Genomic DNA, 21246 nt, shown 5'->3' with positions numbered 1-21246 from the left:
AAACATCCCTAAGATTTTGTTTACACAAAATAAAAAGCAAATATGAGTATATTTGCGCCAATATCTATGTATCTTTCAATACTAGAAAGACTAGGGGCCAAAGTTGACCACTAGTCTTAAGTTTCTAAAAATTATTTTTTAGAATTTTATTATTTAAGCTCAACTTTAGCGCCAGCTTCTTCAAGTTGTTTTTTAAGCTCTTCAGCTTCTTCTTTAGCAGCAGCTTCTTTAACTGTGAAAGGTGTACCTTCTACAGCAGCTTTAGCTTCTTTAAGACCTAAACCAGTAGCAGCTCTTACCGCTTTAATAGCAGCAATTTTGTTTGAACCAGCATCAGTTAAAACTACGTCAAAATCAGTCTTCTCTTCAGCAGCAGCAGCTTCGCCACCAGCAGCAGGACCTGCAACAGCAACAGCAGCAGCAGCAGAAACACCAAACTTATCTTCCATCATTTTAACTAGATCACATACATCCATTACGCTCATATCAGCAACAGCATTTAGGATATCTTCTTTTGTTATAGACATTTTATAACTCCTATTTATTTAACAATTAATTCTTTTTTTCAGCTTTCTAAAAAGCCAGTGCAATTATTTACTATCTCCAACAGCAGCAAATACTCGTACAGCTTGAGAAGGAATCTCATTAAGAGTACGAACAAACTTAGTAACTGGTGCTTGCATAACATTAAGTAATGTAGCAAGTGCCTCTTCCCTACTAGGAAGCTTAGCAAAGTCATCTAACTTTTCAGGACCAAACAGTTCACCAGACATAGCTAAATTCTTAACTTCAAAGACATTATGGTCTTTTTGGAAGTTTTTAAATAGCTTAGCTGCCGCACCTGGCTCATCCTTAGAAAGAGCAAGAACTAGAGGACCTTTAAGAGCATCACCAAGACACTCAAAATCAGTTCCTTTAATTGCTAAACGTGCTAAGTTGTTACGAACAACTCTTAAATAAACTCCAGACTCACGCGCTTGCTTTCTTAATGAAGTCATTTCATTAACAGTCAAACCACGGTAATCTGCAACTGCTGCAGACAATGCTGTAGAGACATTTTCAGCAACTTCAGCGACAATTGCCTTCTTGTCTTCTATTCTAAGTGCCATATCGACTCCTTATTTTATTGTCTACACTTTATTTAATTAACACGATATTTAGACCAAAAAAGGTTGTCAACATCGTCTGCGTAGGATAACTATTAAGCTAGGCGAGCCTAGCTCCTACGGTCTTTGATCGTTGTATTTTCATACAACCCAAAGAAATTGCAAGGTATTATTTTATATGTTTAAATCTGAAAAGTCAACACCAATTCCTGGACCCATAGTACTAGATACAGAAACTTTCTTCAGATATATACCTTTTGATACTGCAGGCTTAGCTTTTTTAAGATCAGTTAATAACTGCTCTAAGTTTTGCTTTAACGCATTTGTATCAAAATTAACCTTACCAATAGTAGTATGTATAATACCAGCCTTATCAACCCTATATCTAACTTGACCTGCTTTAGCATCCGTTACAGCTTTAGCAACATCCATAGTTACAGTACCAACCTTAGGGTTTGGCATAAGACCTTTAGGACCTAAGATTTGACCTAGCTGACCAACAACCCTCATTGAATCAGGAGAAGCGATTACAACATCAAAATCCATATTGCCTTTTTTAACTTCATCAGCTAGATCTTCCATACCTACTATATCAGCGCCAGCTTCTTTAGCAGCATCTGCAGCAGGGCCTTTAGCAAAAACTGCAACTCTCACAGTCTTACCAGTACCATTAGGAAGAACAGAAGCTCCTCTTACAACTTGATCAGATTTACGTGGATCTACACCAAGAGCAACTGAAACATCTACTGATTCTACAAATTTAACAGAAGATACTTCTTTTAGAAGTTCGAAAGCTTCTGCTACAGGATATTTCTTTTCTGCATCTATTTTAGTTGCAATATTCTTCATTCTTTTTGAAATTTTAGCCATTACTCAACCCCTTCTACTTTTACGCCCATACTACGAGCAGAACCAGCAATAATTCTTACTGCAGCATCCAAATCTGCAGCTGTCAAGTCAGGATCTTTTACTTTAGCAATCTCTTCTAATTGCTCACGAGTAATAGTTCCAACGAAATCTTTTGACGGATTTGATGAACCTGATTTAACATTTATAGCTTTCTTAATTAGGAAAGAAGCCGGTGGCGTTTTCATTTCAAAAGTAAAGCTACGATCACTATATACAGATATTTCAACAGGAATTGGCATACCCGGCTCCATACCTTGTGTCTTAGCATTAAATTCTTTACAAAAACCCATGATATTAACACCATGTTGACCTAGTGCAGGACCAATCGGTGGACTTGGGTTTGCTTTTCCAGCTGCTACTTGCAACTTAATAATAGCTTCTATTTTTTTCTTAGCCATTTTTTTCTCCAAATTAGGTTAATAACACTTATGTAAAATAAGCTCCCTACTATCTCAAGATAATTCTTAAGATTCTTTTTCAACTTGTGAAAACTCAAGTTCAACAGGTGTAGATCTACCAAAAATAGATACCGCAACCCTTAATCTTGACTTCTCATAGTTAACCTCTTCTACCACACCAGTAAAGTCATTAAATGGCCCTTCAAGAACCCTAACGACCTCACCAACCTGGTATGATTTTCTTAATCTAGGCTCAACAGCAGCCTCACCACTTTCCATAAACCCTAAAATTCTCTCAACTTCAGGCTTACTTAGTGGAATTGGTTTACCTCTTGAACCAACTACCGTTAAAACCCTAGGAACTGCCTTAATAACATCCCAAGCTTCAGTAGTTAAATTTGCTTCGATTAAAACATAACCAGGAAAGTACTTTCTTTCACTTTTACGTTTTTGACCACCTCTCATTTCAACAACATTTTCAGTAGGCACTAAAATCCTACCAAAACTTTTTTGTAGACCAGCTATCTCAATATTCTCTTCAAGCTGAGTCTTCACTCTTTTTTCATAACCAGAGTGCACTTGCACAACATACCAAAGCATACTTATACCTTATTTATTAACCTAGAAAATATTGAATAAAAGTTTCAAATATAACACCAAATAAAGATATTATTAGTGCAAAAATTATAACAACGGCAATTACCATAGCAGAAATTGTCATAGTTTCTTTACGCGTTGGCCAAACTACCTTTGCCAACTCTAATTTTGATGCTTGGAAAAAAGCCCAAAAACGGCGCCCTTGATTTGTAAATCTTGCAACAACTAACGCAAGCAAAACTACAACAACAACTAGCGACGTATTGAAAGTACTATAAGTAGTTCCCAACACATCTGAGTACATTGTAGCTGCCACACCTAAAACTATTATTACCGCAGCAACAATCCATAGAAGTGTATTTTTAGACTTAGAAATCTTCACTACTTCAGCAGTTTTAGTCGCTCCACTAACCCAAACCTTATTATTATTAAAATTTTGATTTTTTTTCACAAAAACAATCCTTCAAAAAGAGTAACTTAAACATAGGGAATTTATAAACGTAGGCTATAAAATAACACACAGAGAATATAATATCAAGAAATAAAAAAGGCGATGTTGCAAAATGACAACATCGCCTTAATTATGTGTGGCAGGCCAGGAGGGACTCGAACCCCCAACTTGCGGTTTTGGAGACCGCTGCTCTACCAATTGAACTACTGACCTAAATTAAAAACTATCTATTACTCGATAATTTTAGCAACAACACCAGCACCTACAGTTCTACCACCTTCACGGATAGCAAAACGTAGACCCTCATCCATAGCGATAGGGTTAATTAAAGTAATAGTCATTTTGATGTTATCTCCAGGCATTACCATCTCAACACCTTCTGGAAGCTCAACAGCACCAGTAATATCTGTAGTACGGAAGTAGAATTGAGGTCTATATCCTTTAAAGAACGGAGTATGTCTACCACCTTCTTCTTTTGAAAGAACATATACTTCAGCTTCAAATTTAGTGTGTGGCTTAATAGAACCTGGCTTACATAATACTTGACCACGCTCAACATCATCTCTCTTAAGACCACGAACTAGGATACCAACGTTATCACCAGCTTCCCCTCTATCTAGAAGCTTACGGAACATCTCAACACCAGTTACAGTAGTTTTTTGAGTTGGACGAATACCAACAACTTCAACTTCATCACCTACATTGATTACACCACGCTCAACACGGCCAGTTACAACTGTACCACGACCTGAGATTGAGAACACATCTTCAATTGGAAGAATGAATGGCTTATCAGTGTCACGCTCAGGAGCAGGGATATAGTCATCCATAGCAGCAACTAGCTCAACAATTTTCTCAACATATTGCTCTTCACCTTCTAAAGCTTTAAGAGCAGAACCCATAACGATTGGAGTATCATCACCAGGGAACTCATACTGATCAAGAAGCTCACGAACTTCCATTTCAACTAGCTCTAATAACTCTTCGTCATCAACCATATCACACTTGTTTAAGAAAACAACGATATATGGTACACCAACCTGACGAGAAAGTAGGATATGCTCACGAGTTTGTGGCATAGGTCCATCAGCAGCAGAACATACTAAAATAGCGCCATCCATTTGAGCAGCACCAGTAATCATGTTTTTAACGTAGTCCGCGTGTCCTGGACAGTCAACGTGAGCATAGTGTCTATTTGGAGACTCATACTCTACGTGAGAAGTGTTAATAGTAATACCACGCGCTTTTTCTTCAGGTGCGTTATCGATTTCATCAAAGTTTCTTACAGCTGAACCATTTTTCTCAGCCATAACTTTAGTGATAGCAGCAGTAAGAGTAGTTTTACCGTGGTCAACGTGACCAATAGTACCTACGTTTACGTGCGGCTTCGAACGTTCAAATTTTTCTTTAGCCATTTTTTAACTCCATTTTTTCAACAAAAAACAAAAAACCACAAATATGGTGCTCACAACCAGACTTGAACTGGTGACCTCTCCCTTACCAAGGGAGTGCTCTACCATCTGAGCCATGCGAGCTTTTAATTCACATATTATAAAAATTTAGATTTAGGTGGAGCGGGTGATGGGAATCGAACCCACGCTATCGGCTTGGAAGGCCGAAGTTCTACCATTGAACTACACCCGCATGGTGGAGGGAGCAGGATTCGAACCTGCGAAGGCTGAGCCGTCAGATTTACAGTCTGATCCCTTTGGCCGCTCGGGAATCCCTCCCCTAAAACTTTTAGATAACTATAAAGTTTATTTGAGCAAAAATCAAGCATTTTCTTACTTAATTCTATATTTGTTTTTTGTAGAGAATATTTTTACAAAAAACTAAGCATATCTTACTATGGACATACCTAAATGTAAAGCATAAACTATTTTTTTTATAGCACTACACATAACTTCTGTGGTCTTGTCATCGCCACATATAAAATCTGATTTCTTTCGGCCGCATTTTTATTTAAAACAATATCTTTTAACAAGACAAAAACTTTCTTATAAGTAGAACCTTGAGACTTATGTACTGTTATAGCAAAACCATAATCTAAATCTTTTCTAATCCAACAACTCTTATGTCTCAAACTCCCATCTCTATAACGATCAATATCTTTCATCAATACATTATCTCTACGGAAGCTATTATAGGTACTCCATTTCCTGTCGCCTCTTGCTTGTGCTAATAGCGCATCATGAATCTCAGCATAGTCATGCAAATTATTAGCTTCTTGAACATCAACAATAAACATATTTTTCTCATCAAAGCCTCTAAACAGTTTTGATTTTTCTAATACTGTTACCTCATACCCATATATACCATTAGCGTTCTTTAATCTTTTGGAAACACCGACAACTTTATAATCAACACCATTATTAATTAAAAAGGCATCTCTCTGCTTTGCTTTAACAGCACGATACCCTGTTAAAACATCGCCCTTTTCAAGCTGTTTTGCCTTTTGACCAAAGACTAACTCTCGAATAATTAGATTAGCTTGCATCACTGTCTTATTACGCCAAGCTATAAGCTTTGCATAATTTGGATCTGTTTTTGCGTAACTTGAACTAAAAACACGCTTTAGTTCTTCTCTAAAATCCTCGTTAGACGATTTAAATAAAATTCCATCCCCTAGATCATTCAATAGAGATTGCCTCTCAATTAAAAATTTAGGAAGATTTTCATCAGCACTTCTTAGTTTTTGACTAAGCTCTGCCAAAGGGTTATCCTCAGCTTGACGCATCAACATAGTAAGATTAGCCCTATTTTCCAAATCAAAAACAGGACTAGATTTATCACCTACAGGAGGAATCTGCGCCTCATCTCCTAAAAATAAAACTTTTGATGATTTACGTAATTCTGTAGTTATAAGATCAAGTAGATCTTTATTAATCATACTTGCTTCATCAATAACTATAAGATCGTAATATCCTATTGTAGCTTTTTTAATTTGACCAAAGACAGGATCATTAGGATTAAAATTTTCAAGATTAATATCAGGCTGCAATCCCAAAAGTGAATGTATCGTATAGCCATGAGAAACTGTAGCTTGAGATATAACAGCATTAGCCTTACGCGTTGGAGCTGAAACAACAGATTTTTTAGTATACTCATCAAGAATTTTCTTAACAACTGTGGTCTTACCTGTTCCAGCAAACCCTGAAAGTAAAAAAAAATTATCTCGACTTTTTAAAAATTTTTTGATCTGATTGACCGCTTCTAACTGCTGATCATTAAGAAGTATTTTTTCACCGTTTGATAGATAAAGGCTTTTATCTGTAGAGAAGAAGTTTTTTTGCATTATTTTTCAGTTTCAACAAATCTTGTAATAACCTTAGAAATCACCATACTATTTGACATAACAATCTCATTGCCGTCCTTATCTATAAGCTTAGTATATAAAAACCCTATAGATTTAACAGTACCTGTCACTCCACCAAGATCAACCTTCTCACCAACTTCAAAAGGTTTACTAAAAGCAAGCATAATACCAGAAGCAACAATACTATATGATGTCTTTAAAGACATCGAGATACCAAACACGATACCAGTCAGGACTCCTGTAATAGGAGATATAGGCACCCCAAGTTTTGCTAAAGCTATAACAACAACTAAAACTAAAAATATAGCATATATAACATTAGCAAGAAATTGAGAAACAGTTTTATCATATTCTTTTAGTAACTCATATATGAATGATCTAATATATTTTGAAACCAAAAACCCTACTACTAAAATTATTACTGCAACAACAATACTCATCAACAAAGATCCGCTTGTATTAACCGCCTGCATTCAATCTCTCCTTATAAACTTTTTTCGAATGGGTAAGTATATAAATAGCTATAATACTTAAAATAATAGATATAGTTGCACAGCTGATCTCTTCTAACAACTGTTCATGCTCTATACTAGAAACTAACGCATGAGCGATAAACAAGACATTCTCAACTAAAAACAATGCCATGCTAATAGCAAAAATAGATATACAAATAGAAAACCTATATAAAAAAGCTGAAATTCCAAATAGTAATAGCAAAGGATAAACAACTATTTGTAAAAATGTTATAAACATCTCGTGAGGAAAAACCTTACAATCTGGATCATATTTTATAGTCAAAATATAAATAAATGCAAAAACAAAAAACGTTGCAAGTAATATAGGTGTTTTTTTACTAAAAAATTTATTAGTAAAATCAATATAACGATGCTTTGAGAATAAAAGACCACAAACTGTTATAAACGCTGCTCCAGAGATAAAGCCATCATATGAGAATGTATTTTCTAAGTAAATATGATGAATTATATAACCATAGCCACCTAGACTAAATAAAAACAACGCAAAGAATATCCAAAAAGGAATATCCCACGGTTTTTTCTTTGTAAAGATATACCCCATAATTACACAGCAAATAAATAAAAATACAGAAACAAGCAGCCTTAGAAGATCATCCATCAGGATTGGAACAAAACCTAACTTACACATACCTTAGAAAACTCCTTTAGTTTTACTCGCACTTACTTACAATCTATGTTTCTATTATAAACAATCTGAAATACTTATCTACAACTAACTTCTTCTTACAGAAGTTCTACATTGATTTAAAATATAGATCGATGCACTTGCATAAATAAAATAGATTGCGCAAAAAAATAGGCCTGTTAGTAATCCACTATAACTAGTCATATTGACTATAGCGTCAACAACGAATAAAGCACATTCAATCAAAAATAGCGCCATAGCAGCTATAAACGTAACAAAACAAACTGACAAACGACATAAAAAGCCAATATACCAAACAGTAACAACATAGGATAAACAACAACTTGTAGTAGTATTATAAACACCCAGTATGGGGTAGCACTACAATTAAAATCAAAATCCAAAGTTAAAAGATATAAAAGACCAAACACAAAAAATGGCACAAACAAAAATATAGCTCGTTTGCTCATAAGATCACTCTCAAACTTTAAAGATCTATTTTTTGACAAAAGCAAACCGCAGATAACAACAACTACAGCACAATATATAATAGTATTATAAGAGAATGTGTTTTTAGCATAAACATGAGCTATTAAATACCCATATGTAGCTAGACTAAGTAAGAACAATGAAAAAAATATCCAAAACAGAGTATCCCATTTTCTACCATAAATAACAGTTTGGCGAAGAACATACCAACATAAAAACAAAATAAGTAGTCCTGTTAGTCTAAATGGGTCTGCAAGAGGCACTAAGACAAAACTAAGACTACACATATCGAACCTCCCCCTATTAAAAGACTCCTTTTGTTCTTAATATTAGATAACAAGCTGTTGCAATTACACTTCCAATAACAGGCCCAACAACTGGAACCCAAGCATAGCTCCATTGCGAAGAGCCTTTACCCTGTATTGGCATAATAGCATGAAATAGTCTTGGACCAAAGTCTCGAGCTGGGTTTATTGCATATCCAGTCGTACCTCCTAAAGACATACCTACCGCGATTACAACAAATGCAACAGGAATTCCTCCAAGAGCGCCCATATCAACAGGATATGCAGTTGTTAAGTTAGTGCTCCCAGAATGAACCACCACTCCATGCATTGTCAATATTGCAAAAATAAGTACAAAAGTGCCTATAATTTCACTCATTAAATTAGATGGTATGTTCTTTATAGCTGGAGATGTACAACAAGTTGCTAGTTTTAAATCAGTATCATCTGTAGCTGAGTAATGAGGATAATACATAGACCAAACCAAAAGTTGTCCGAGCATAGCTCCGAGAACTTGTGACACTATAAAAGGAACAACCCAAGCCCATGAAAACTTACCAGCTAAAGCTAAAGCTATAGTTACAGCAGGGTTTAAGTGAGCTCCGCTAATAGGTCCTGCAACTAGGACTCCTATAAACACAGCCAAGCCCCACGCAAAAGTAATGACAACCCAGCCACCGTTATGTGATTTTGTTTTATTTAGAACTACACCTGCTACAACACCGTTACCTAAAAGGATAAGTAGCATAGTTCCTATAAATTCTGCAATACATGCTGCTAACATATTAAACTTCTACCTATACAATTCATTAACATCAAAGTTTTTAGCAAACTCTTTAAATGCTTCTACTTGTTGATTTTGCCATGATCTATCTTTGCCAAGCTCTTTTGCCATTAACTTTGCAACTACAGGAGCTGCAGCAATACTAGCTTTGATATCTAAGAATGCTGCTCTAGTACGACGAGCTAATACATCCTCTACAGTCTTAGCTTTCTCATATCTAGCATGATAGATAACTTCAGCTTGATAGTATGGAAGATCTATATGTAACAATTTAGAATTATCACTCTCTGTTTGAATATCTTTGATCTTATTAACATTTTTACCATAAACTCGTAAAGGATAAGCTTCTTTAGAATCTATAGCATCTACAAGCAACTCATCAGAAGTTTTTGATATCTTTTGCGCAATCTTTTTAGACTCGATATAGTCGATAACATCTTGTCCCATTCTTCTAAAGATAGTCCACTTACCACCGACAACTGTAATTAAGCCATCTTTTGACTCAACCACCTCATGCTTACGTGATATTTTTGCGGTATTTTTTGCATTTTTTGGCGAAACTAATGGGCGCTGACCACAATAAACTGACCTAATATCTGCTATAGTAGCTTTCTCTTTAGCATATTGATTAAATGTCTCGAGTATAAAATCAATCTCAGCTTTTTCAGCTCTTGGCTCAATACTTGGTGCTTCTTTTTTAATATCAGTTGTACCAACTATTAGATGATCGTGCCATGGGGAAATAAATAGAACACGTCCATCATCTGTTTCTGGAATCAAAATTGCATGCTCAGTTGGAAACTTATCTCTATCAAGAATAATATGTGTCCCTTGTGCAACTGAAACATATTTATGTGAATCTTGCTGATTGGCAATATCTATAGTCTTATCTGTAAATGTACCCGTAGCATTAACTATATGCTTCGCTGTAAATTCTTTTTGCTCTCCACTTAAGGTATCTGTAACTTTAACAGTGTCAAGCTTTGAATCTGTTGAGCTAAATACCTTCTCAACCTTATGATAGTTTAGTGCTACACCACCTTTTGACTCAAAAGTTCTCATTAAAGAAATAAGAAGTCTTGTATCATCAAATACCCCATCATAGTAAACTAAGCTTTTTCTTAATTTTGAGTCTTCAATATTTGGCAACTCTGCTAGGGTTTGCTTTTTATTCAAGTTATAGCTTTTACCAATTTTATACTTACCCGATAAAAACTCATATAACTTCACACCTATAGTGTATTTGATAGTTTCAAAATAACTACGTGTTGGGATAAGATAAGATTGTCTATGTGTTAAATGAGGCGCATTATGTAAAAATGAGAATCTCTCCTCTAAGCCTTCTTTAACTAAAGCAAAATCAAAGTTCTCTAAATATCTTAAACCACCATGAATAAGTTTTGTAGACTTTGAAGAAGTACCCTTACCAAAATCATAAGCTTCTAAAAGTAAAGTTTTATAACCCCTAGAAACAGCCTCTACAGCACAACCAAAACCAGTTGCACCACCACCAATTATTATAATATCGTAATTATTTTGCATGTTATTATTCTATCCAAGCTTTACTTCTTTCAACTGCTTTTTTCCAGCCTTTATAATCATGAGCTACTGTTTCAGGACCTATCTGTGGTTTAAAAGTCTTCTCTGTTGTTAGAATAGTCTTAAGCTCTTCTTTATCTTTCCAGAAACCAACCGCTAAACCAGCTAAGAAAACGGCCCCTAAACCAGTAATTTCATTAATCTTTGGTTTTGAAATTTCAGATTGTAAGATATCAGACTGGAACTGCATTAAGAAATTATTTTGTACTGCTCCACCATCAACTCTCAAACCTGCAAGATCAAGACCTGTATCTTCTTTCATACACTCTAAAACATCTTTTGCTTGATAAGCAATCGCCTCAAGTGCTGCTCTAATAATATGTTCACGTCTTGTATCTCTAGTTATACCGACTATTGTCCCGCGCGCATACATATCCCAATATGGCGTACCAAGGCCAACAAAAGCTGGTACTAAATATACACCGTTTGTTGAATCAATCTTCGTCGCATAGTATTCACTATCCTCTGCTGAACGCACAAGCCCTAAACCATCTCTTATCCATTGAATAACTGCTCCAGCGATAAATACACTTCCCTCTAAAGCATAAGTTGGCTTGCCATTTTCTGCCCATGCAATAGTTGTAAGAAGACCAGCATCAGAAAATACTGGTTTATCACCAACATTCATCAAAGCAAAACAGCCAGTTCCATAAGTATTCTTCGCCATACCTTTATCAAAACAACAGTGGCCAAATAAAGCCGCATGCTGATCTCCCGCCACACCAGCTATAGGGATCTCTGCCCCACCTAAAGTATGACTATCTGTCACACCAAAAACTTCACTTGAGTTTTTAACTTCTGGTAGCATTGATTCTGGAATATTTAAATGCTCAAGAATTTTCTTATCCCACTCTAAGGTATTGATATTAAATAGCATTGTGCGTGAAGCGTTACTATAATCTGTAGCATGAATTCTTCCTCTAGTTAAATTCCAGATAAGCCAAGTATCTATAGTACCCATTAAAAGCTTACCAGCATTAGCTTTCTCTCTAGCTCCCTCAACATTATCTAAAATCCATTTAACTTTAGTTCCAGAGAAATAAGCATCAACAACGAGACCTGTATTTTCTTTTATATATTTAACAAGTTCAGGATCTTTTTTAATTTCATCACAAATATCAGAAGTACGACGACACTGCCAAACTATAGCATTATAGACAGGATCTCCCGTTTCTTTATCCCAAACAACAACTGTTTCACGCTGATTCGTTATACCTATAGCTGCTATTTGATCTGGTTTAACTCGACCAAATTCTAAAGCTTCACGCATCACACCACTTTGAGTTCCCCAGATTTCCATAGCATCATGCTCTACCCAACCACTTTTTGGATAAATTTGCGTAAACTCTTTTTGTGCAATCTTTTTTATATTCCCCTTTTTATCAAAAATAATGGCACGTGAACTAGTTGTTCCTTGATCTACTGCTAAAATAAACTCTTTTGACATGATTTCAGTGTTCCTTTTTTAAAAATTTAAAACAGATTTAAGGTATATTTTAAGCTTTTTTCTCCTTAATAAAAAGAGACAATACAACTGATAACAGCATTAGTACAGGAAGAATTAATAAAGCGTATTTGAAAGATTGTAAATGCTCAAACCCTGCTTTATCTAAAAATGACACTGTATATCCGACAAAAGGTTGTAACACTGCACCACTTAAAGGTATAAAAAGATTCACCATAGCAAGCCCCGTTGCTATATATAAAGGACTAATATGCGCGCGCAATATTGTAAAGTTCAATACATGTACGGCCTGCATCCCACCCCATAAAATACATAAAATACACATAACAACTGGATCAGCATGCATATATACAATTGCAATCACTATGAAAAACCCCAGTGCTGAAGCTATAGTTAGTAGTATTTTTTGTTTATTTAAAACAGTTGCTACAACTCCCCATAGTGGACTAAAAACAGCAATGCCAATAAATATCATAGAAGAAGCTAAACCTGCATACTCTTTAGGATATCCATCTAAACTTAAGAACCTGTAACTCCACAAATCTGCAAACAAAGCAGTTGTACCATAAATAGTAAAACAAAAGAATCCATTAAGTAAAATCTGTTTAATCTTAAAGACAATTGGAATATCTTCTATCTTTGTATGTGTATCTGCCAGCTCATCAGTATCTTTTTGATCATGAGGCTCTTTTGATGGTATAAAAAACACAACGCTCAAGAACAATAATACTGAGACTATTAATATAGCTGACATAATTACTTGGACACTATAGTGATTTGCTAAAATAACCAGTGGTAAGCCAGTAATTGTACCAGCTCCATACATTAGCATTTGTGTAGCACCTGTAAATAATGGAAATGTCCTTTTTGGCAACCAAATCGCAATCGCTTTTAAGGCACATAAAAAGGCAAAACCTCCTCCGACGCCAGCTAGCACTCTATATAAGATCAGATACTCTTGTGATGTAGCTCTTGTTGCAATAAAAACACCTACAGAAAAAAGAAAAGTACTGACAAGCATAATCTTCTTAATACCAAACTTATCAATCAAGATCCCAGCCGGTAATTGAGAAGCAACATAAGCCCAATAAAACGCAGAACTAAATATACTAATTTGTTCTGGACTAAGGAGATATGGAGCAATAATAAAACTATTATATAAAGAATTCCCTGAAGCTCTAACAATAAACTCAAGAGCATAAAAAAACGCACAAATAAACCATATAGTAAAGCCAATTTTAGTTATCTTCTGCATAGACTGAAAAATTAGTGATTAATTTAGAAAATTATGCGTTAAAACTATAATTATGTAAATAAAATAGTACTTATATAACTGCTGATTTAGCACTTATTTTATAACTTATGTTAAATCTTTTTTTTCTCCTGATTTTAAATTAAATTTATATTTCGAAAGCATGATGTTTTTATTAATTTTTTTCAGCTATTACTTTTATGAGTTAACAAAAGTTAATTAGACAAATAAGGCATAAAAGTATAGATTTAACCTTAATAAACTAATTTATATACGACATAATGCAACAATTACGATTATCACTTATACTATTTATTGGCATAAGCTTTTATTGTTATGAATTCTTCTTAAGAATACTAACCGGTGTTTACCAAGAACAAATAGTCCAATATTTTAATATATCAACTCACGTTGGATTTTCATTTTTAGTATCTAGCTACAACATTACATACCTTCTGATGCAAATACCTGCCGGAATATTACTTGATAGATTTGGAAGTAAAAAAATTCTTATCTTTGCAACAATAATTTGTGGAATTGGGAATGTAATTTTTATATCAGGAGGCTATGAGTTAGCTCTCTTTGGTAGGCTTCTGGTAGGTGTAGGATCATCATTTGCATTTATTGGTGTTCTAAAGTTAACTCTAGAGAATCTTAATCCTAAATATTTTTCTATAATTACAAGCTTTGTTATTTCACTAGGCACATTAGCAGCAGCTTTTTCTCAAAATATTAGTGTTTTAATATCTAGTTATGATACTTCCTGGATAAATATATTTATCTACTCTGGAATTATAGCCTTTCCTTTAGCCTTACTGTTCTTTATAGCTTTACCCAAAGAAAGATACTCAATTTCTTTGATGCCAAAATTTAACCAGATATTTGAAGTAAGTAAACAGCTCATAAAAAATAAAAGTCTTTGGCAAAATGCGGTATGGGGAGGGCTACTATATGTACCAACTGTAGTTTTAACCTCTCAATATGGACTCTTATATTTTAAACAGTCATATGGCTTTGGCGATATATTTTCAACGACACTTATTACATCAATATTTATAGGCTGGATTATATTCTCTCCAATTAAAACTCTACTTTGTAATAAATTTGATGGTAAAAATATAATTAATATCTCGATACTTGGTGTAGGTATAGCTTGTATACTAATAAACTTAGGAATATTTAAAAACTCAGCAATAATAATTACATTTATATTTGGTATGTTTTCAGCATCACAAGTTCTGGTCTGGTATTACTTTAATAAGATATGTCCAAAGAACTTTGCAGCGATAGGTGTCGCTCTAACAAATATGATTATAACATTAGTTATTGAAATAGGTCAGCTTGTGGTCGGGTCATCTATTGATGTAGGTAATTTAATAAATATCCAAGCAAATATTAGTATAACTACAATATTTATAGCTTGTCTACTTCTTGCTTTTATCGTGCTACAACAAATGGTTAAAAATATTAATCATGCCTCATAGAGTTACTATTTCTCAAAAACGTATCTAAAAGTCTTAAAGACAAGATCTACAATAATAACCCCTAATAAAACCCCTAGAGCTCTATAAAACCCCTCTGAAACAGATATCTCCATACTTGCATGGGGAAAACACATTATAACTAAGCCCATAACAGCTTGTATACCGCCATATGTATGTTTTTTATGCGATAAATTATAATATGAGAATATAACAAGGAAGCAAAAACAGCTGAGGAGAAATAAAACAATACTAATTGTTGATAAAGCAATAGAAATAAATGCGGCACAAATCCCAAAAAGACAGCCAAATAACCTTTGTTTCCCTTTAAGTAAACTAGAACTATCATTAATACCTGCTATAGTAATTATTGAGATAATCATATTCAAAGAACCTCCTGGAACTTTAAATATCTCCCATACAACTACTGCTAGTATAATTGATGTGATTAAAGTAAATACATATAAGAGACTTTCCTGCTTAGATAGCCTATTAGGACTAACTTTCGCTCCTCTAGGCACTCTATAGATAAAATAAAAAACTATACATGTCAAAACTATACCGATGACATTAGCAATAAGTCTATCTTCAGCAACCTTATAACCCATAGTAGGATCAAACACAAGAGCAATCCCTAGAAACAAGATATGAATAGAGAGAAATAAACCTAAGTAATTTTCTGTAGTAACCTTTGATAAATATAGAATTATAGCCCCTATAAATAAAACTATTATTAAAGCAAAAAATGGGACATTTGAAAAAGTTATAACTATAAAAAATGCTACTAAGCTACCTATAATAGTTCCTAAAAGCCTTCTAGGTGCCTTATATATAATTACATTAAGATTTGGACTTACAACAGCTAAAACTGGAGGCGCTGCCCAAAAAGGATTTTCCACATGTAGAGCTATACAGGTAAATATACTTATCAAACAAAGTATAGCTCCAACAATTGAAATCTTTAGATTTAAATCAGAATACTCTATATAAAATAATTCTTTAAATAAACCAGACATGAGCATCTGCCCCTACCGAGAAGTCCTTACTTAAATCAGTTTTATCGACTCTAATTATAACAGGGAAACGTTTATCTAACTTAATCCAATCAACATTTGGATCAATGTCTGGTAAAGCAGTATTTTTACTATATTCAGGCTTGCTTATAGCTATATCCTTATGTATAACCGTACCTGTTAAAAAATGTAAACCAGTTAAGCTAGTTGTTATCCTAACCTTTTGCCCTACTTTTACAGAAGATAAATATGACTCTTTAACATTTGCAATAACTTTCCAATCTTGATTATCAATAATTGAGAATAAAGATTTTCCTTTTGTAACATAATCTCCTTGGGTTAATCTAAAGTTTGTTACTTTACCTGTTATTTTTGCTCTAACTTTACATTCATCAATTTGGTTGTCAATTTGTTTTTCTTGTGTTTCTAAAATTTTAATCTGATCACTAGTGTTAATTAAATTAGATGTTACTTTCTGGACTGCTTGCCTTGCCTTTAAAAGATTTGTTTGCTGATCAATATACTTATGCATTTTTATTGCATATTCAACATCAGAAATAGCCTTTTCCTTAACTAACCCCTTATATCTTGCAATATCTCGGTTGGATAACTCTAAACTTGCTTGTGCATTTTTATAGGTTTCTTCTGCTAATTTAAGAGATGTAAATAAACTTTTCCTATAATTTTCCTGAAAGTTTATATTTGCCTGTACTGTATTTCTTTTTAGTTTTTCATCTTTACAATCCAGTTCAAATAAAACATCTCCCTTTTTAACTAAATCTCCATCACTGATATTAACTTTAAGAACCTGACCACTAACTTTAGAATTAACTCTAGATATATCGCTATATAAATATGCATCTCTGGCAAACGCACTATCATAAATAGTATATATCTCATAGATAATAAATAGTCCTACAATGATTAATATAATTTTTATAAGGGGCTTCTTATATTTCATGATTTTAGAAATTTAAATTAAATCAACTTTAAGATAATTAGCTATAATATCACTTACTGAACGATTGATCAATAAATGATATTAAAATAATCTTTAATCAGTGTTAAACAATTAGCATGATTTGATCTATAAAATCTAGATCTTCACTAAGTTTGCAATATCTGCTAAAAGAATTTTCTGACCAACATCACTACCAAAATCTACTGTAAAGAATTCTTTTGACCCTTGTGCTTGAGACTTAACAAATACTCCCTTACCAAAGACCTTATGATAGACTCTATCACCAGGCTTAAAGCTACTACCTCGAGCACTATTGTTAGATTTAAGGAAATCAAACGCCGAAACACCAAAGTTAGATTTTTGTCTTATCTTGGATTTTGGTTTATCTATAGTATGAGTTTTACCTTCACTTAGATGCTCGTCATCTATTTCAGTTAAAAAACGAGATTTTACCTGAAAACTACTACGACCAAATATATTACGCACTTGAGCATAACTAATAGTCAAAGCTTTCATAGCTCTTGTTATTGCCACATAAAAAAGTCTTCTTTCTTCTGCTAGTTTTTCCTGCATTTTTTTAGAACGCTTACTATCGAAAGCTTCTTCTGCATTAATAATAGAACTTGGAGGGAAGACCCCCTCTTCAGCAGCTACCATAAATACATATTTGAACTCTAGTCCTTTTGACGCATGGATAGTCATTAGTTGAACGCTATCTACAGTTTCATCTGCTTGCATATCTCCAGCTTCTAGTACAGCAAATGACAAAAAGTCTTGTAAGATATCTGTATTATCATCAAGTAGCTCTATCTGTGGTTCAAAGTCTTTTGCTGCACTTATAAGCTCTTTTAAGTTATCTATTTTCTGGCGATCTTTTTCTGTGTTTTTTTCTTCATAAGAAGCTAATAAACCACTTTTATTAATCACATACTCAAGTAACTTATCTAAACTTAGATCGCTAATTTGGCTAAATATCTCATTAATTAATTCTATGAATTTAAATAATAGTCCTGCCGTCCTTTTGGTTACAAGCTCTCTTTGAATTACTTCAACTGTAGCTTGCCAATATGAGATCGAGTTTATTTGAGCAAAGTTTCTAATAGTTTCTAGAGTCTTATTGCCTATACCTCTAGTTGGAGTATTAATAATCCTTTCAAAAGCTAAATTATCATTATTTGTTACAGCTAGTCTCAAATATGCTAACGCATCTTTAATTTCAGCCCTATCAAAGAACTTAAAACCTCCATAAATTCTATAAGGAATACTCGCATATATAAAGCTTTCCTCTAGAACACGTGAAAGATAGTTAGAGCGATATAATATTGCAACATCACTATAATCAACACCTTGTGAATATAGATTACGAACTTTCTCAATAATATACTTAGCTTCATCACGTTCATTTACCGCACAATAAATCTCGACCTTTTCACCCTCTTCAGCTGCTGACCAAAGCTCTTTTGACATTCTGTTATCATTATTCTTAATTACAGAGTTTGCAGCTTTTAGGATATTTTTGGTTGAGCGATAATTTTGCTCTAATTTTATAACCTCAACATTATTGATATCTTTGACATAATTATGAATATTATCAACAACTGCGCCACGCCAGCCATATATTGACTGGTCATCATCACCAACAGCCATAGTATAATTGTTATCTGTAGCTAAAAGTTTTAACCACATATATTGCACTTGGTTAGTATCTTGAAACTCATCAATAAGAATATACTTAAATAAACTTTGATAATATTCTCTTAATTGTTCATTTAAAGAAAAAAGTTCATATAAATACAAAAGAAGATCTGCAAAATCTAAAGCGTTATCTAACAGCAAGCGTTCTTCATACGCCTTATAAATATGACTATAGTTTGCATCATATTGATTAGCAAGTTTATTACTACGTATAGCCTTATCTTTTTGCTTATTTATAAAGTTCTGTAATAGCTTAGGAGGATATTTTTTATCATCTAAACCCAAATCTTTTATAACTCTTTTTATAAGTTGTGCTTGTTCATCTTGATCTAAAATCCTAAAGTTCTTATCTAATCCTAGCTCATGAGCATGCTTACGTAATAGTCTATGCGCAATACCATGAAAAGTTCCTATCCACATACCAAATGTCGATATACCTAACATACTCTCAACACGCTGTTGGATCTCTCTAGCAGCCTTATTAGTAAACGTTACAGCTAAGATATTATCTATAGCTACACCTTTATTTTGACAAAGATAAGCTATTCGAGATGTAAGGACCTTTGTCTTACCACTACCAGCACCTGCCAATATTAAAGAATTACGATCTTCTAGCAAGGTTGCTTTTTGTTGTTGAGGATTTAATCCTGATAAAATTTTATTAAACATTAGAATTACATTTTTTTAAATAGCTGAAAGTATTTTAACAAAAAATTGGAAGATTAATTGAGACTTTTATTATTTAATTAGGCTTGCTGTTTCTTCATTAGGATTATGTAAAGTTTGCACATAATCTGAAGTACTATTTATTATTTTATTTAACCAACCACGTATTGCCCACATAATGATAGCAATTACAACGACTACAATACCTATAACTAAGAATACATGACCATAAACCGCGATACTTTGTAGCTTAGTAAAGTGTTGTCCTGCTGGAGGAGCTGTTAATGCGCCTACAAAACCACCAATAGGTCCAGCAACCATTGTTGTAATCAACCACACACCTTGTGCAAAACCACCCATCTTTGAAGGGAAAAGCTCAGCAACCATCGATAAACCAAGAGCAGATATTAATAGCTCGCCAGTTGACTGTAACCAATAGCTAAGTACTAGCCACCATCCAGATACAATACCATTAGAAGTAGTAAATTGAGGAAGATATAATACTAAGAATGCTAATGCACAAAGTGTCATACCAATACAGAACTTCGTAATATGAGTTCCTGGAACTTTTTTATACCATACAGATAAAATTGGTGACATTATAACAATAACTAAAGGATTTAGTACCTGCCATTGCTCTGGTTGTATTGTTAAGCCTAAGAAAGACTTATCAACGTTATTAATAGCGAAGAAGTTCAAAGATGTAGGCATTTGTTGATATAATACAAAAAATATCACGCCCTGTATAATCAAAATAAATGCAACAAACATTCTCTTTCTTTCATGAGAATTCTGTTGTCCCATTTTCACAAAGAAATATATAATAGCTAATACAGCAATAATAGTTACTATTATTCTACAAACTTCAGTGTTCTCAAGAATATTACCAATAATAGCAATACCTATTATACAACCAATTAGAACCACAAATAGCTTACTAAAACTAAACTTTTTAAGTCCTGCTTCACTAGAAATATGAGCCATCTTAGAATAAAAAACCGTATAACACAATAAACCTAAAAACATACCCACAGCAGAAACCAAAAATGCATGTGTATAACCATATTTCACAGCTATAACAGGAGTCATTAACATTGAGAAAAATGAACCTATGTTAATAGCCATATAATAAAGAGTAATAGCACCATCCTGTGCAGGATCTCCTTTTTTGAAAAGCTTTGAGATTAATGAAGTAGGGTTTGGCTTAAATAGACCTCCACCAATTGCAACACCTGCTAGAGAGTAAAGAACTACAGATGTACTATTTACATCAAACGTACCAGCTATAGATGATGATAAGCTTAAACATAAATATGATAAGAATAAAATTGTCGCCCCTACTGCAACAGTTCTTTTTGCACCTAAATAGTTATCACCTATCCAACCACCTATTAAAGGTCCTCCATATAAAAGTGCAGAGAAAGAGCCAAAAATTAGCATAGAATCACCTTCATTAAAGCCCAAACGCTTCGTAAAGTAAACTGCTAATATAGCTTGTAAACCATAAAATCCAAACCTCTCCCATAGCTCAAGAGTCCACAAGACCCAAAAAGGAGCTCGCATACTTCCTTTATTCATTTCTGACATTTCTTAATTTTCCTTACATTTAAAATTAATGT

At 33.8% G+C, this 21246-nt stretch carries 20 protein-coding genes and 4 tRNA genes; 1 reads left to right on the top strand and 23 read right to left on the bottom strand.

The window, feature by feature from the left end; translation table 11 throughout:
- Positions 1-149 precede the first annotated feature (149 nt).
- The 19 genes from rplL to F3D62_RS08835 all read right to left on the bottom strand — a co-directional run bounded on the left by rplL (position 150) and on the right by F3D62_RS08835 (position 13814).
- Positions 150-527 carry a 50S ribosomal protein L7/L12 gene (gene rplL, locus F3D62_RS08925; protein ID WP_072713264.1) on the bottom strand — a complete coding sequence of 126 codons (378 nt, stop codon included), beginning with the start codon at positions 525-527 and terminating at the stop codon, positions 150-152.
- A gap of 63 nt (positions 528-590) precedes the next feature.
- Entirely contained in the window at positions 591-1109 is a 519-nt protein-coding gene (rplJ, locus tag F3D62_RS08920) for a 50S ribosomal protein L10 (RefSeq protein WP_072713265.1), read from the bottom strand.
- A gap of 171 nt (positions 1110-1280) precedes the next feature.
- Complete coding sequence (gene rplA, locus F3D62_RS08915) at positions 1281-1976, bottom strand: 50S ribosomal protein L1 (RefSeq protein WP_150467906.1); 696 nt, start codon at positions 1974-1976, stop codon at positions 1281-1283.
- Entirely contained in the window at positions 1976-2413 is a 438-nt protein-coding gene (gene rplK, locus F3D62_RS08910) for a 50S ribosomal protein L11 (RefSeq protein ID WP_150467905.1), read from the bottom strand. Before rplK ends, rplA begins: the two co-directional genes overlap by 1 nt.
- A 66-nt stretch (positions 2414-2479) precedes the next feature.
- Positions 2480-3013 (bottom strand): transcription termination/antitermination protein NusG, encoded by a 534-nt coding sequence (nusG, locus tag F3D62_RS08905; RefSeq protein ID WP_150467904.1) that lies wholly within the window; start codon positions 3011-3013, stop codon positions 2480-2482.
- 16 nt (positions 3014-3029) lie between these two features.
- Positions 3030-3461 (bottom strand): preprotein translocase subunit SecE, encoded by a 432-nt coding sequence (gene secE, locus F3D62_RS08900; protein ID WP_150467903.1) that lies wholly within the window; start codon positions 3459-3461, stop codon positions 3030-3032.
- A 137-nt stretch (positions 3462-3598) separates the two neighbouring features.
- A tRNA-Trp gene (locus F3D62_RS08895) sits at positions 3599-3674 on the bottom strand.
- A 17-nt stretch (positions 3675-3691) separates the two neighbouring features.
- Entirely contained in the window at positions 3692-4876 is a 1185-nt protein-coding gene (tuf, locus tag F3D62_RS08890) for an elongation factor Tu (protein WP_150467902.1), read from the bottom strand.
- A gap of 44 nt (positions 4877-4920) precedes the next feature.
- Positions 4921-4996 (bottom strand) — tRNA-Thr (locus F3D62_RS08885).
- Positions 4997-5031: 35 nt separating this feature from the next.
- Positions 5032-5105: transfer RNA gene (locus tag F3D62_RS08880), tRNA-Gly, on the bottom strand.
- A 1-nt stretch (position 5106) separates the two neighbouring features.
- Positions 5107-5191, bottom strand: a tRNA-Tyr gene (locus tag F3D62_RS08875).
- Positions 5192-5346: 155 nt separating this feature from the next.
- A complete protein-coding gene (locus F3D62_RS08870; protein ID WP_150467901.1) occupies positions 5347-6756 on the bottom strand; it encodes an ATP-dependent RecD-like DNA helicase in 1410 nt (469 codons plus the stop codon).
- Positions 6756-7250: a mechanosensitive ion channel domain-containing protein gene (locus F3D62_RS08865; protein ID WP_150467900.1), complete on the bottom strand. Its 495-nt coding sequence runs from the start codon at positions 7248-7250 to the stop codon at positions 6756-6758. The genes F3D62_RS08870 and F3D62_RS08865 overlap by 1 nt, the downstream gene beginning before the upstream one ends.
- Positions 7237-7941, bottom strand: coding sequence for a hypothetical protein (locus tag F3D62_RS08860; protein WP_150467899.1), 705 nt, complete (start codon positions 7939-7941; stop codon positions 7237-7239). Before F3D62_RS08860 ends, F3D62_RS08865 begins: the two co-directional genes overlap by 14 nt.
- Positions 7942-8201: 260 nt before the next feature.
- Entirely contained in the window at positions 8202-8714 is a 513-nt protein-coding gene (locus F3D62_RS08855) for a hypothetical protein (RefSeq protein ID WP_150467898.1), read from the bottom strand.
- A gap of 16 nt (positions 8715-8730) precedes the next feature.
- Complete coding sequence (locus F3D62_RS08850; protein ID WP_150467897.1) at positions 8731-9495, bottom strand: MIP/aquaporin family protein; 765 nt, start codon at positions 9493-9495, stop codon at positions 8731-8733.
- A gap of 9 nt (positions 9496-9504) precedes the next feature.
- A complete protein-coding gene (locus F3D62_RS08845; protein ID WP_150467896.1) occupies positions 9505-11037 on the bottom strand; it encodes a glycerol-3-phosphate dehydrogenase/oxidase in 1533 nt (510 codons plus the stop codon).
- 4 nt (positions 11038-11041) lie between these two features.
- Positions 11042-12541, bottom strand: a complete 1500-nt coding sequence (glpK, locus tag F3D62_RS08840) for a glycerol kinase GlpK (protein ID WP_150467895.1) — start codon at positions 12539-12541, stop codon at positions 11042-11044.
- 49 nt (positions 12542-12590) lie between these two features.
- Positions 12591-13814, bottom strand: coding sequence for an MFS transporter (locus F3D62_RS08835; protein ID WP_150467894.1), 1224 nt, complete (start codon positions 13812-13814; stop codon positions 12591-12593).
- A gap of 278 nt (positions 13815-14092) precedes the next feature.
- Between F3D62_RS08835 and F3D62_RS08830 the strand changes: the two genes are divergently transcribed.
- The gene (locus F3D62_RS08830) at positions 14093-15295 is read left to right on the top strand and encodes an MFS transporter (protein WP_150467893.1); all 1203 of its coding nucleotides are present in this window, start codon (positions 14093-14095) and stop codon (positions 15293-15295) included.
- 5 nt (positions 15296-15300) lie between these two features.
- Here the strand turns inward: F3D62_RS08830 and F3D62_RS08825 are convergent, their stop codons facing one another.
- The 4 genes from F3D62_RS08825 to F3D62_RS08810 all read right to left on the bottom strand — a co-directional run bounded on the left by F3D62_RS08825 (position 15301) and on the right by F3D62_RS08810 (position 21214).
- A complete protein-coding gene (locus F3D62_RS08825; RefSeq protein ID WP_191092577.1) occupies positions 15301-16308 on the bottom strand; it encodes an FUSC family protein in 1008 nt (335 codons plus the stop codon).
- Entirely contained in the window at positions 16292-17266 is a 975-nt protein-coding gene (locus tag F3D62_RS08820; protein ID WP_150467891.1) for an HlyD family secretion protein, read from the bottom strand. Before F3D62_RS08820 ends, F3D62_RS08825 begins: the two co-directional genes overlap by 17 nt.
- 135 nt (positions 17267-17401) lie before the next feature.
- The gene (locus F3D62_RS08815; protein ID WP_150467890.1) at positions 17402-19630 is read right to left on the bottom strand and encodes a UvrD-helicase domain-containing protein; all 2229 of its coding nucleotides are present in this window, start codon (positions 19628-19630) and stop codon (positions 17402-17404) included.
- A gap of 69 nt (positions 19631-19699) precedes the next feature.
- A complete protein-coding gene (locus tag F3D62_RS08810; RefSeq protein WP_150467889.1) occupies positions 19700-21214 on the bottom strand; it encodes an oligopeptide:H+ symporter in 1515 nt (504 codons plus the stop codon).
- Positions 21215-21246 lie beyond the last annotated feature (32 nt).

It is taken from the genome of Francisella sp. SYW-9, from assembly GCF_008711465.1.
In the GTDB taxonomy this organism is placed as follows: Bacteria; Pseudomonadota; Gammaproteobacteria; order Francisellales; family Francisellaceae; genus Francisella.
The sequence above is the reverse complement of the archived record's forward strand: the minus strand, read 5'-3'. Positions and strand labels throughout refer to the sequence as shown.